The organism is Lacticaseibacillus sp. YLM2-1 (assembly GCF_056583465.1).
Map to the genome: position 1 here is coordinate 2709190 of NZ_CM152617.1, position 13543 is coordinate 2722732.

General features: G+C 44.3%; 15 protein-coding genes and 1 pseudogene. 2 read left to right on the forward strand and 14 right to left on the reverse strand.

The features are described 5' to 3' along the window. A pseudogene (locus AC07KQ_RS13075) lies at window positions 1-930 on the reverse strand (IS30 family transposase); the annotation flags it as partial. A 65-nt stretch (window positions 931-995) separates the two neighbouring features. On the opposite strand from AC07KQ_RS13075, the gene AC07KQ_RS13080 reads away from it, so the two are divergent. Next, window positions 996-2158, forward strand: a protein-coding gene (locus AC07KQ_RS13080; protein ID WP_121496551.1) for an IS3-like element ISL1 family transposase whose coding sequence is annotated in 2 segments (ribosomal slippage) — window positions 996-1236 and window positions 1236-2158 — 1164 coding nt in all. Because the reading frame shifts where the segments join, the coding sequence is not laid out codon by codon here. Between the two features lie 170 nt (window positions 2159-2328). Here AC07KQ_RS13080 and AC07KQ_RS13085 read toward each other — a convergent pair. The 4 genes from AC07KQ_RS13085 to AC07KQ_RS13100 form a co-directional block, all read right to left on the reverse strand. Further along, window positions 2329-3591, reverse strand: coding sequence for a hypothetical protein (locus tag AC07KQ_RS13085; RefSeq protein WP_480156570.1), 1263 nt, complete (start codon window positions 3589-3591; stop codon window positions 2329-2331). A 74-nt stretch (window positions 3592-3665) separates the two neighbouring features. Next, window positions 3666-4037: a hypothetical protein gene (locus AC07KQ_RS13090; protein ID WP_013246119.1), complete on the reverse strand. Its 372-nt coding sequence runs from the start codon at window positions 4035-4037 to the stop codon at window positions 3666-3668. Between the two features lie 5 nt (window positions 4038-4042). Next, window positions 4043-4663 carry a hypothetical protein gene (locus AC07KQ_RS13095; protein WP_003576685.1) on the reverse strand — a complete coding sequence of 207 codons (621 nt, stop codon included), beginning with the start codon at window positions 4661-4663 and terminating at the stop codon, window positions 4043-4045. A gap of 42 nt (window positions 4664-4705) precedes the next feature. Next, window positions 4706-5218 carry a hypothetical protein gene (locus AC07KQ_RS13100; protein ID WP_013246120.1) on the reverse strand — a complete coding sequence of 171 codons (513 nt, stop codon included), beginning with the start codon at window positions 5216-5218 and terminating at the stop codon, window positions 4706-4708. Between the two features lie 155 nt (window positions 5219-5373). Here AC07KQ_RS13100 and AC07KQ_RS13105 point away from each other — a divergent pair, with 155 nt between their 5' ends. After that, window positions 5374-6861 (forward strand): AcpB/EbpR/MafR family transcriptional regulator, encoded by a 1488-nt coding sequence (locus AC07KQ_RS13105; protein ID WP_013246121.1) that lies wholly within the window; start codon window positions 5374-5376, stop codon window positions 6859-6861. Window positions 6862-7005: 144 nt separating this feature from the next. Here AC07KQ_RS13105 and AC07KQ_RS13110 read toward each other — a convergent pair whose 3' ends face one another. The 9 genes from AC07KQ_RS13110 to AC07KQ_RS13150 all read right to left on the reverse strand — a co-directional run bounded on the left by AC07KQ_RS13110 (window position 7006) and on the right by AC07KQ_RS13150 (window position 13541). Further along, entirely contained in the window at window positions 7006-7746 is a 741-nt protein-coding gene (locus AC07KQ_RS13110; RefSeq protein ID WP_003576689.1) for a MurR/RpiR family transcriptional regulator, read from the reverse strand. An 82-nt stretch (window positions 7747-7828) separates the two neighbouring features. Beyond that, a complete protein-coding gene (locus AC07KQ_RS13115) occupies window positions 7829-8314 on the reverse strand; it encodes a PTS sugar transporter subunit IIA (RefSeq protein WP_274990916.1) in 486 nt (161 codons plus the stop codon). 496 nt (window positions 8315-8810) lie between these two features. Continuing rightward, window positions 8811-8930, reverse strand: coding sequence for a putative holin-like toxin (locus tag AC07KQ_RS13120; protein WP_003579883.1), 120 nt, complete (start codon window positions 8928-8930; stop codon window positions 8811-8813). Window positions 8931-9125: 195 nt separating this feature from the next. Further along, complete coding sequence (locus tag AC07KQ_RS13125) at window positions 9126-9647, reverse strand: YjbQ family protein (RefSeq protein WP_003576695.1); 522 nt, start codon at window positions 9645-9647, stop codon at window positions 9126-9128. Beyond that, window positions 9644-10336 carry a triose-phosphate isomerase gene (locus tag AC07KQ_RS13130; protein WP_003579880.1) on the reverse strand — a complete coding sequence of 231 codons (693 nt, stop codon included), beginning with the start codon at window positions 10334-10336 and terminating at the stop codon, window positions 9644-9646. The genes AC07KQ_RS13125 and AC07KQ_RS13130 overlap by 4 nt, the downstream gene beginning before the upstream one ends. Window positions 10337-10369: 33 nt before the next feature. After that, window positions 10370-11233, reverse strand: a complete 864-nt coding sequence (locus AC07KQ_RS13135; protein ID WP_013246123.1) for a class II fructose-bisphosphate aldolase — start codon at window positions 11231-11233, stop codon at window positions 10370-10372. Then, window positions 11233-11535 (reverse strand): PTS sugar transporter subunit IIB, encoded by a 303-nt coding sequence (locus AC07KQ_RS13140; RefSeq protein ID WP_003567994.1) that lies wholly within the window; start codon window positions 11533-11535, stop codon window positions 11233-11235. Before AC07KQ_RS13140 ends, AC07KQ_RS13135 begins: the two co-directional genes overlap by 1 nt. Window positions 11536-11611: 76 nt before the next feature. Next, on the reverse strand, window positions 11612-12949 hold the full coding sequence (locus AC07KQ_RS13145) for a PTS galactitol transporter subunit IIC (RefSeq protein WP_003567995.1): 1338 nt from the start codon (window positions 12947-12949) through the stop codon (window positions 11612-11614). Between the two features lie 112 nt (window positions 12950-13061). After that, window positions 13062-13541 carry a PTS sugar transporter subunit IIA gene (locus AC07KQ_RS13150; protein ID WP_003567996.1) on the reverse strand — a complete coding sequence of 160 codons (480 nt, stop codon included), beginning with the start codon at window positions 13539-13541 and terminating at the stop codon, window positions 13062-13064. Window positions 13542-13543: the final 2 nt, after the last annotated feature.

The following is a 13543-nucleotide window of genomic DNA, read 5'->3' on the forward strand; positions in this document are numbered from 1 at the left end:
TCAACTCAAGTGCAACTTTTTACCCATGAAGACTTCTGATGGCGTCTTCCAGCCTAAGACCTTGCGTGGTCGATTATTCAGTTGTTCAATGTAAGTCTCAATTTCCTGGTCGCTCTGAAGGTCTAGGTCTGTGTTCTTGGGAAAGTATTCTCTAATCAGTCCGTTGGTGTTTTCGTTAGTTCCTCGTTGTTGAGGCGCGTGTGGGTCAGGAAAGAAGACCTTTGTATTCAGACGTTCTGCCAGCTCCCTGTACCGGGCAAACTCCCTTCCACGGTCAGGAGTCACTGTTCTTACTCGGTTAGCTGGTAAGGCACCAAGCAGCTCAATCATGACGTCTCTAACAGTGTCAGCTTTTGCGTTGGCCGTTCGCTTCGAAAGCAGATAGCGTGATTTACGGTCAACTAATGTTACTAATGCAGAGTGTCCTGTTTTACCGCGTACTGTATCGCCTTCCCAGTGACCAAACCAGCTGCGATTTTCTGCCGACCGGGGTCGGTCGTGAATTGATGGCACGTCATTGAAGCGCCCCCGGCGTTCATTTATGGTGCCTTTGATTTTGCGCGTCTTGCCTCGGTGTCGAAGCAGCCTTGGTAGCCCGCGAGCACCATGGCTCTTCAATGGAACACCGAGATTATCTAGGTAGATACCTCTGTAGATAGTCGAATAGCTGATGCGAATAGGACTGCCTTCTAGTGACAAGCGACCGGCAATCTGCTCAGGCGACCAATGTAGCACCGTGATATATCGAATGACAGCGTCACGAGTCCCCGGTCGATCGAGGATCCGAGGACGCCTGCTAGCCAAGCGAACCCGCCGGTAGCGGTCCTGAGCGGTGGCTGCCGAATAGTTCCGCCAGCCGCCGTTACGTGCAATTTCACGGCTGACTGTACTCTTGGAACGACCTATCTCTTTGGCGATGGTATCAAGAGTGGGTCTGTACTAGAATTTCGGACAGAAACATAAGAGAATTGATTTATCCGAAAGGAGTCCTCAAAATGACCTATTCACGCAATCGCTACGACCAAGATTTTAAGAAAAATGCGGTACATTTGAGTTTTAACTCTTCCAAACCAGTTAAAATCATTGCCTCCGAACTTGGTGTTCCTGAAAGTGCCCTGTATCGTTGGCGGAAGCTATATACCGAAGATGGAAAGCAAACACCGTTTGCTTCTTTAGAAGCTGAGAACCGTGCCTTAAAACGTGAAAATGCCGAATTAGCATTGGAGCGTGATATGTTAAAAAAAGCCGCCGCCTACTTTGCCAGTCTCCAGAAGTAACCCCCAGCGATAAGTATGCTTTTATGTTGAGGGAAACCTCTGTTTCTGTGGTAAGGTGGGCGCGTTTGTTAGACGTATCAACGAGTGGTTATTATGCTTGGCGGAGAGCTTTGCCAAAGCGAAACGCCAAAGAAAGGCAATATCGTCAACGAATCAAACACTTTTTTGATCAAGGACAGGGCACTTACGGGCCCAAACGCATCTGCGGTTTATTGCGTAAAAATGGTAATAAAGCTTCCTATCACCGAGTTGCCCGTCTGATGGCTGATGCCGGTCTGTATTCAACGCTACGTTGTCGTCATCCGAAGAGTTTGACCGATAGCCGCCTTGCTCGTCAAGGTGATTATCCCAATCTAGTGAAACACCAATCTTTTAAGCCGTTTGAAGCCTTATCAAGTGACATTACACAGACGACAACATCAGAAGGAAAAGCTTACATTTGCCAAATAAGGGATTTGAACAGCAACCTAGTGTTAGCTCATCAAATATCCAATCATATGGACACGGATTTAGTCTTAGCGACACTTAAACAAGCCCACCAAAGGTGGGCTTTGCCAGAAACGTGTATTTTTCATAGTGACCGTGGTAGCCAATACACGGCCAAAGCAGTGACAAAGTTGGTCAACCAATATCATTGGCAACGTAGCTTCTCAGCATTGGGAAAACCGGGTGATAACGCTTGGAGCGAAAGCTTCTTTGCCATCATGAAGAAAGAGCTCATTTATCAGATACAATTTAAAGATATCAATGAACTGAGAGCGCAAGTCTTCGCTTACATCGAGACCTTTTACAACCGCGTAAGGGTACAAGCACGCTTAGACTATCTTGCACCAGTAGCATGGCTTTCCTTGTATGACCAAGCTTCACAAAAAGTCGCTTAGCAAACTGTCCGAAAAAGTGTTGACTTCCCAGTTTTGCCTGTAGAGATACCAAGCAGTATCGATTCACGGTCTTTTAAGGTAAGATGGGTGTACGGACTCATAGTCGAGTTCTCCTTGTAGTTGGTCTTGTGGTGATTCCATTTTACAAGGACTCAGGCTATGAGTCTTTTCTATTTGACTAATTTGTTGCACTTGAATTGTAAATCCGTCACCTCAAAAAAGATTTCTTTAGGCTGTTGATAGGTGTCTAAAGAAGTGTAGTTTGAAGCTTGCGTATAGCCAATTTTCCCCTCCGCTTCTTTTGCCTTGAAAACATCCCCATAATTGACCGACATCGCACGGGCACTCCCCCACCGATCCAAAAAATCCTGTTTCTTTTCATCGCCGTTGGCAGTGATCACCTTTGTCGGGTTTTGATCCGCAAGGGATAAGTCGTTAACATTATTCATGCTAAACAAAGCAGTTTCAACATAAAACTTTCCAGGAAATTCTTGATGAATTTTGTCATTGTCGTTAACTGCACCGGAAGTGGCAATGATTTTAGGACTGCCATCCTCTTCAATTAGGGCAAACGCTCCTGCGGCATCTCTTATTGACTCAACCCCATTTTGAGCTTCAAACCCCCGTAGAACAACGGTATTCCCATAGCTTGAGGTGGCTTTACCAGGCGAATCTATGCGCCCGCCCGATGACTTAAAAAACAGGCCAACTGGCGAATCAATATTGGCATCTATTCTGCCATTTTTAATTCTCTTTGAAAGCTCATCTGGGATGGTCGCCCCAATCCTGCTGTCACTGTAATTAACAGGGCTACCATCGGCATCTGTCGCCGACACCATCATCCTTGAACGACTTGCTGTATTCCACTTTTCACCTAAAACATATTTAGCGTTGCGCGCTAGAAGAAAGCCAAGTGGTATTTTCATTTCCATAGATTCGCTGAATTCAGTTTCAATTGCCGGATATCCATTTGAATTCTCAGTATAATATTGAAAACTGGATATGCTTCCCATTCTCAAATCAAATTTCCAAGCTAATTTATATTTAACGGAAATACTAACTTTAGAATTAGTGCCGAAGCCTCTTTTGAGTCGTATAGTCGATTTATTCACTACCTTAGCTGATAATGTCTCCGGATCACTAGATTTTACTTCGACAATCTCTCTCGCAACCTGGCCGACTTCAATAACAAGATTGCCGCTTACTCTCTCTTCTTTAAAAGTTGGCGATGGTTTTAATGACACTTCTACTTCTTCCCCCGCTTTACTCCCAACCTTTGTCGCTTTAAGTCGCTTGATAAAATCTTTCCATTGCGCCTCGGTTTTACTTCTCACGAGATTTGGATAAGATCGGGCCGCCTCTACTGGACGCGGGAATGCCACAGAAGTTATAACAAGGGCAATGACTAGCAATAGATTCAAAATTTTCTTCATTTGCTTTACTCCTTAAAAAATCAGCGTTATACCAAATTTTTTCGATGACTGGTATGACGCTGATTCTCATATTGCTAAGGTTCGACTTTTTTGGTGGCATTGCTGGCAGTTCCCTGATTGCCATCTTCTCCTTGATATTTCCTTGTCCAGTACACAAAAATTGCACCGGAAAGGCACAGTAACCCCAACATCAAGAATACCTGCGCTTGCGCGGCATCTGCCCCCAGTTCGGGCATCTCCTGCCTTATTTTGTCATTAGGTTCCTTGCGCTGAACAATCGGACTTTTGCCGGCATCGTTTTTGTCAGTCACATCAACTGGCTGGTTGCCAATGATACCCTCCACCTCAATACTTGCATTGGTTTCCGCAAGGCCTATATGCGGTGGCATATTCATAAAGAAAAACAAGGCCATCAAGAAGAAACTAAGCTGTCCTTTCTTCATCATGATCTTTACTGTACTTCGAATTTAAGGACTAATTTATAATTTGCTTTAACTGTCTCTTTGGTGAAGTCAAAACCCTTTTTGACACTTCCAGCCAAAGTAAACTGGATTTTCCCGTTTTGGCTTGTGATCGTACCAATCTCAGTAGGAAAAGAAGGTACTTTTTGTTTGTCAGTTGAACGCAAAGCAACCTTTTTGCCGTCTGAGTTTAAATTTAGATCCAAGCGACCCTCTAATTTATTAGCATTATCGCCATCAGTAAAATCATTAATGGAAACTTTGACGCCTTTGGCTGATAGATTCTGGATTTCATAATTCGGTGAAATAATACCTTCACTGACGTCGGTTTGACTAAACAAAACTTTTGAGGGAATTTTGACATCGACCCATGCTTTATGATCTTTTTTAGGCGTTGGTTTAGCCGGATCAGGTAGTTTGGTAGGATCAAATGGTTCAAACGTTCCTTCAGCCGAAATCGTTGCACTATCTGTTTTCTTCACTTCTAGCGTGTTAGTAGCAGCATGAGGATCATTTTGGCCATTTTCGTAAGCGTACACTTGGGTTGATCCAAGCAGTGATGCCCCTATAGCTAATACACCGCATAGTGTCAGAAGTTTTGTCTTTTTCATTTTTGTTCCTCCATTAGTTTGCTTTTATTGATAACTAGCAGACTAGTTATTCACTGATAATTGACCGACAACTGCGGTTTCACCGATTTTTGTTGAAGAATCGGCAAGTTCATAATAGGTAACGGTGCTTTGTGTCTTATAAACGCCTCTTTTAAGGTTGGCTTTCAATTCACCAGCCTCAACATATTGTTTGGGCTTAATTAAACCGGAATCGTAAATGACTTTGTTCTGTCCTTCTAATCGTGTTTGCACCCGAATACCGTACTGGTTGCTCGCAGGATTCAAGATATTGACCGTCCCGACTTCATTTGCGGCATTGAAAACCATATTCGTATCAAGCTTTAAATGAAATTTGCTTTTGTCGGCTTTTTCTTGCAGATATTCTTTGAGTTCTTCATCCGTCATATTCTTCACGAAGGAAGTGTCTTCAGCACCACCTCCATTTGCAACAACATTGGGAACGCTTCTATGCAAGTACACGTAGCTTCCAATGCTGACAATGCCAACTAATAAAAGTAGTAAGCATACCAGTTTCAATTTTTTGTTTTTTCGCATGCAAATTTTCAACCTTCCCAATTGAATTCCAAATCGAAACGGTGTTATAATGCACCCAATATTAGCGATTTCTAACAATGAAAGTTAGTATAATCTAATTTACCGCCTAGTTGAAGTTCACTTTTTGCCTAACGTTAGGCAAAGAAGGAGAGTTTATGGAAGAACTTTTAGAAAGCAATTTGCTTAGACACTTTCGGATTGTTCGCTTTTTACTTGGCCGAGAATGGGTGACAATTGGCGAACTCGCTCATACATTGCGTATTCCATCCAGAACGATTCGCCAAAGCATCGGGGAAATTAATCAATACATTAATCCCGCTAAAATTGAAAGTAGTCAGAAATTTGGTATCCGATTGACCTATGACGCTCAACTTAATTCTTTTTATATCTACGCATCGATCTATAAACAATCGGCGCACTTTTTAATTATCGAAAATATTTGTATCCATCGATATGCAACGCTGGCTGTTTTAGCCGAAAAACTTTTCATTAGTCAGTCAACCTTAAAAAGGAAGATAGCGGTCATCAATCAAACTTTGGAAAAATACGGTTTTTGGATTGATACCAAGTCAGTGGACATGGTCGGCGATGAGAGAAAGATTCGCTTTTTTTATTATTGCTATTTGCTTGAAAAATATGATGTCCTTGATCTTGTCGCGCCTGAGCAGGAACTTCGGGTCATAGATGAGCTTATTTCGGAGTTTTTCGCCCAGTTCCCGTCTTTACAGAGCCCCGATCGGCAGGTCTTTTCCTACTTGAATAAACTTCGGACGATGCTGTTCATCAGTTTTAAAAGGCTTAAAAAAGGGCGCCGCTTAGCTGGTCACAATCAAATCGACGAACAGTATTCCCTTTTACTTTCAGAAAAGTTAAGTAAAAAAATAGCGGTCTGCTATCACATTGACTGCACCAAAGACGTTCTTCATCAGTTATTCTTTTTATTCTTCAACCGAAGATATGCTTGGTCCGCTAATGATCTTCAAAAAAAAGCTGAACACGATGAAGCCATCGCAAAAGTCCGTCGTACTTTGCTGGCGTTTTTCGCGAAGATCGAAAAAAGTGAACAACTGGTTCTAATTAACAAAGATGAGCTTTTGTTGCTGCTTTACAACGCAACGAGCTACACCTGGACTTCAGCTAAAATCTTGCATAACCCTAGCGAAGACTTCTTTGTCAATCTAAATCATTACCATGAAGGATTTGCCCGCCGCATCAAAAAAGAATTGGTCGCTTGTTTAAACAGAGAACAGCTCGACATCTACCTGGATGATTCGGTGATCAATCAATTACTGTTTATGCTCGTTACCGCTTGGAAAGGCTTGATGGATCAGCTAGAAGCGAGCGCCCCACGAGTAAAGGCGGGGATTTTCTTTAACACTAGTTTTGAACACAGTCAGTTTTTGCTGAACGACATTTCATATCATCTAAAATCTCGGCTTGATATGACACTGATCACTGCCAAAACGATCAGCGAGTTGCGCCAACAATGTCAACATGTTGATATGCTGATTACTAATCTATCTATGCTGCCATCACCTGACTGCCATATTGTTTCGATCCAAGCAAACCTCACGCCAAAAGATTTCGAAAACATTCTCTCCGTCTATAGCGAGATTGTGAACGCCAACGTCACAGCCTCTTGACACAGTAAGGAAAGTGACTACGATTTATCAACGTAAAAAAGTCAGAGCACGGTCCGGATTTCGGAGCGCGCTCTGGCTTTTAACATGTCTTAACCTTCTCGTCATTATATCTGCTAATAAAACCAGACATCAACAACGCCTAGCTCAATCCAGCTTCTCAACTTCTCCAATCACCAATTCAAACGCCGCCAACATCCGTGGATAAAACAGCGAAGCACGTTGGTTGAGATCGTCTAAGGGAAACTCATCCGGGACGGTCAGCGTCCAGTCGGCTATTTTAGCCAATGTGCTTTCTGGGTTGCCAGTAAACGCTACAATTGGGATCGGCAAACTGCTGACCAATCTCGCCTTATCTAAGACACTCTGCGTTTCGCCAGACTTAGAAACGACTAGGAACAAGCCGAGATCTTCCAAATAGTTTTCCAAAAGCGCTGCCGAGTCTCCTGGCGTCGAGAAAAAGCAACGCTTACCAAGAATTTGAAACTTTTTAAACATATAATTTCCAATCACACCGGAAAACCCTGCCGCATAAACGTACAGGTAACGATCTTCAACGGCGGCGATACGCTGGGCAACGGTCTTGATGGTGCTTAGATCGTTGTGACTGGTCATCGCCGTCAACAACTGATCCTGCTGGTCGCTCGCCGCTGTTCCCATGCTATCGTGCCGCAACATCGTCATAAGCTTATATTGTAACTCGACAAAGCCGCGATACCCCATTTTGTGCGCCAACCGCATGACTGTTGTCGCCGATGTATAGTTTGCTTTCGCCACACCGCGAACGCCCATGTCCAATACACGATCAATATTGGCCACCATGTAGTGCAACACTTCCTGCTCGGTCTCAGAAAGGTTTTTCCCTGAAACTAACTTATCGAATTTCATTACACTCAAAAATCCCTTCTGAAAACGACACAGCCCTTATAAAAAAGCCGCCACCTTGATTACCAGTGGTCGACCTTCTACGTTAGCCAGCATAGGTTAATGTCGTCACGGCATCGCCATGCGTCACCGGCCCTGCTTTGATGGGTGAAAAGTCCTTCACCTTGTCCATGTTGGTAAAAATCACCACAATCGCAGCATCGCGATCCGATGCCTGAATAGCAGCAACATCAACCGTCGACAGCAAATCCCCCGCCTTTACCTGATCTCCGGCGGCAACCTTAGTCTCAAACGGCGTCCCATTCATCTCTACCGTATCAAGTCCCATGTGAACTAACACTTCAAGTCCCCCATCGGATGTAATCCCAATCGCATGTTTTGTCGGGAAAACCGAACTGATCGTCCCCGCAATCGGAGCATAAACTGCTTGTTCTTCTGGCGCAATCGCGTAACCCTCGCCCATCATCTTCTCTGAAAAGACGCCATCGTTAAGCGTATCAAGCGGCATTAATTGGCCTGTCACTGGCGCTGTAAAAACATCACTTTTTTCTTTTTTAAATAGCCCGAACATTCATTGCCATCCCCTTCTGGTTACCAGTCACCATGATCAATTTTTACAGATAACCGCGGTTATTGCAAACGTTTACTTTTAATTGAGGGGTAATTGCTTATTTTGGTGGCTTGGCACGATTTTCTAGTGACAACTATAGTTAACTTGGCACACACTTTAGAATCAACGTTATTGCGATGCTTAGATTCAGCATGCTATATTAGAAACACGGAAGGGAGCTCCGGCCTGTAACGGTACCCCTGACAAAACCGTTGAAGACGGTCGACATTCAGTTGAACAATCGATTAAGACCGTTAAACTCTGTCAAAAGTTTTAGTGACGGTCTTTTTGCTGCCTCAGATTTAAAATCGATATCATTGCGACGCCTTGATCCTGCATGCTATAATGAAGACACAAAAGGGAGCACCGGCCATAACCAGTACTCCCTTGACAAGGCCGCTTAAGACGGCTGGCATTCATTTACAGCCAAAAAGACCGTTAGACTTCAGCCAGAAATCTAGAGACGGTCTTTTTTGCTGTCTAGGATTGCTACCACAATCGTGACGATGAGCGCAATCAATGATAGTATGAAACCACCAAAGACCAGCATCAGCATCAAGGCGTCAGCAACGGACAACTAGGCACCTCCCTTCGTATAGATTTTGATCATCGCGCATAGGCGATCACCTCACAATACGTTGGATTTGCCAACCGTCATTCACTTTCTTGTCTCATCCATTATGCCATACCAAATAGCAAAACGCCTAGAGTCGCAAAGATTCTAGGCGTTTTTTAATTCGTTAAAATGGTGTTTATCTAAAACTACCTGCCATCAAGCTTCACCCTGTACCAGCACATTGCAATGTCTTGTGCGGACACGATTTTGATCCCAGTCAACAAAGTAAATAGACCCAACTGATCCGGTTTGAATCTCACCATTACGAATCACAAAAGTTTCGCTTGCGCCGAACATTGAAGCTCGAATGTGGGCATCCCCATTCAAAACAGTGCCATCGTCACCTTTATAGGCCGGGTTGTCCTGAATGCTATGCAGGAAATCAATATGCTTAGGACCAGGATACTTATAATTCGTATTTTCAGTGAGTTCTCGTGGTACCAACTTATCTAGCTGGCGGCTCATGTCGACTAATAGATACTCGTCGCCATTAAAGTCCCGATCATGCGTAAACTCTTCAAAGATCACCGAACAAGTTGTATGTGGCGATTGAACGACACAAATGCCATTTTGAACACCACTGGCCTTCACAAATTGTTTCACTTGATCAGTCACATTATGAAATGTCACCCGATGGCCATTTGAAGTTAGATCCAACACTTCACTTTTAACTGTCATGCTAACTGTGCCTCCTTGTATGCTGCCATTGCACCCATCATTTCCATCAATTTTGCCCGCCAATCAGGGGCATTAATAATACCGCTTGTGCCGCCAGTTCCATCAGCGCCCAATGCCAATACCTTCTTGACATCTGCGCCAGTGCTGACACCAGCTGCTTGCATGATCAAAATATCAGGATCGACACTGCGAACGGCATCATTGGTCGCTTTAATATAGTCATCATTGCTGATACTTCCGGTCCCAATTAAACTGGTTGGTTCGCAAATCATCATGGTTGGGTGCAGACTCGCAATCGCGCGACTTTCAGAAGGCGTATCGGAACAGACAACTGTCATTAAACCGACCGCTTTAGCACGGGTAATCGTCTTATCCAAAACACCGATTTCCAGCGGATTTTCAGCATGATTCAGCACAACCGCTTCAACATCCGCAGCTTTCAGGGCTTCAGGTAAAACATGGCCCATGCCACGGCCGGGAAGCAGCGGGTCCATGTGCTGTGCCGTGATGATCAAGTGGCTCGTTGCCGCCTTGATCCGTGGCAGATCAATCAGTTGCCCCGTAAATAAACAGTCAAGATGCTTTTCGGCAGCAATCTCATCCGCAATTTTTGCCAGCTTCACGGCATCATCACCATAAAGATACGACTTAGGATTCACAATGAAAAAAGGTTTCTTAACACTTGCCATTCCAACATCACCCTTTCTTGAAAAGATTGAAACTCACAGCGCACCGAGTACCGTTTTCTCTTCAATTTGATGCAACTTAGCCGTATTGAAAACATCAACATAGTGCTCATCCAATGCTTCAACTGCTTTCTGCTCGGCTTCGATCATCTTGAGAACACTTTCATAAGGCTCTGCTTGGGCTGCATGCAAGGCAGTATTAGCCAAGTCAGTGTAGATATTGACCTTAGTGATACCCAATGCCGCGGCCTTGCTTAAATTCTCATCACCAGATGACGACCCACCGTGGAGAACCAATGGCACCGCAACTGCTTGTCGCAATTCACTGAGCCGCTCAAAATTCAGATGTGGTGTTTTGGCACTTTTATATACCCCGTGGGAGGTGCCGATTGATACGGCTAAAGAATCAACATTGGTACGCTTAACAAACTCGACTGCCGCCTCAACCTCGGTATACTGATTGGCGTCATCCGCACTCAAACCAGTGCCGACATGGCCGATTTCTGCTTCAACAACGACCCCACGTTGATGTGCATAATCAACGACATCCTTCGTCACGGCAACGTTTTTATCGAACTTTTCAGCAGAGGCGTCAATCATCACCGACGTAAAGCCATGATCAATGCCATATTTGACCAAGTCTGGTGAGAACCCATGATCTAGATGCAGGACAATCGGAACTTTGGCATGAGCGCCATAGAATTTTCCTAGGATCAAAGCTTCATCAATATCAATATCGGCTTCATGCTTCTGTGCCCATGCCAACAATATCGGCACATTTTTCTTCTCAGCAGCTGCTACATGGGCGCGAGCTGACATTTCATCCCAAAAGTTGAAGTGTGGAATCGCAAAACCACCTTCGCGCGCCGTTAACAACAAGTTTTTTGAAGAAATGAGCATTATTTTTTCTCCTTTCCTGTTTCAATATCCTGCTTGATCTTGTCGTAAACTTTGTCGGCATTAATGCCAGTCAGCAATGGTACCCCATCAATGACTTTCTCTTTAATCGAATCTGGCACCAATGTTGTGGAAACCACGATGTCATAATCATCAATATGATTGACTTCCTCAGCCACTTTGCTTTGGTACAACGTCACGTCTTTTGTAAGTCCTTGATTGTCCAACCAAGTCTTAAGCTTGCCCATGACGACAGTTGAAGTTGCAACACCGGTACCGCAGATAACTAATAACTTTTGTGTCATGATTTTTCTCCTTTTTTGTAAGCACGAGCCGGCCTAACAATCAGGCTGCCTATCACGTTTTCTAGCTACAATGAACTTAGGCTGTAACTTTTTCTTGCTTTTCCCGGACTTTGTTAAGCCAGAATAGTAAACCCAAAGCAACGATGAACAACACGCCGACGCCGAGCCACTGGAACTTTTCACCCATCATGAGATAGATAAAGTTGGTCCACAATCCGCCATCACTCAAGGCTGAGATAGAGTTGTTGCCACCCATATTGAAACTGGCAGCCTTGGCTAGTTTGGTGATCAACGGCGCCGCCCAACTCGCAACATAGAGGCTAATCGCAATATCAACGGTCCCCGCCACCACGGTTCTGAAAATATCGCCTTTAAAAACGGCGGCAAACAATGCGATGAAGAATGGAATCGTTGCTAAATCACCAAACGGTAAGACCTTGTTTCCTGGCAAAACAATGGCCAGTAGTAACGTGATCGGCACTAACAGCAGTGCTGATGACAAAACGGAACCTTGCCCAATGGCCAAAGCACTATCCATCCCGATGTATAACTTGCGACCTGGGAAATGCTTTTTGATCATGTCATTGGCGCCTTCAGAGATGGGCGTTAAGCCTTCCATCAGCAGTGAAACCATGCGCGGCATCAACATCATGACCGCCGCCATGCTGACAGCCAGATTCAGAACCTTATTCAGTGGTTGTTGGGCAAGAAAGCCGATGATTAAACCGATAATGGCGCCGATGACTGTCGTATCACCAAACACACCTAAGCGTTTTTGAATTGTTTCAGCGTCCAGATGGATCTTATTGATGCCAGGAATCCGATCAAACAACCAGTTGAATGGCAACGCGAAGACGTAACCCGGGGCTGACAAACCATGAGGGAAGGAAATGCCTTCCAAGCCGTAATACTTACCGACAGTTGGCGCACTCAGATCAGCGAAGAAGTAAGTGAACATTGTCACCACAACCATCGTGGCAAGCCCCAGCCACATGTTGCCTGTCAGTGTGTACAAAATGGAACCGGCAAACGCGACGTGCCAATAATTCCAAATATCGACATCCAGCGTTTTGGTTAGGCCAAGAATCAACAAAATAATATTCGTACCAACGCCAACAGGAATGGCCATCGCGCCTAATGCTGTGCCATATGCGATCGCTGAAGCTGCTGGCCACCCAACATCAATGCTGCTGAGATGCAAACCATAATTACTGATCATTGACTTTGTTGCTGGTCCTAAACTGGTTGTCAGTAAATTAATCACCAAGTTCAGACCAATAAACCCAATCCCAATTGTCAGTGCGGATTTAAACGCTTTGCCTGGTTTGATTCGCAATGCGAGTCCAAAAAGAAACAATAGTATTGGCAAGAAGACACTCGCCCCTAAATTGACGATCCATTGAAGTACTTGCATTGAAGTTCTCCTCCTTTAAACGCGTTTACAGTCGCAGAAATTTCCAGATAAGCGCGCTTGTTCACGCTCTCTTTAAACAACTGCCTTGCTGCAAAATTTCCCACACGTGCCGTTACAAAACACCCTGTTCCGTCATGAAATGAATGAAGTCATCTGCTGTCTTAATTTTCCTAAAAGCTGTCATTTCTGCATCATCAGCAAACAATCCCATTAATTTCTGCAACATATCCAACTGTTGATGCGCCGTTTTGAGCGCCAGAACAAATAAATAATTAACAGACACAACGTCTGTGGCACTCGCCATTTGCCGAAATTCAACTGGGGTTTTTAAAGAAACAAAACCAATCTGATCATGGATAACCTGATCGGCATCCGTATGCGGAATCGCCACGCCAATACCATCATTTAATTGCAAGCCAGTGGGATAGGTTTGTTCCCGCGCAATAATGGCCTTTTCAAAAGTCGGCACGACAGCTCCCGCCTTTAATAATTGATCCGCAACCGATTTCAATGCTGTGTTGCGATCAGAAAACGTTTGATCAAAAATAATCACGCGATCCGAGAAGAAATGATTCACGCTTGTCTTCTCCATAA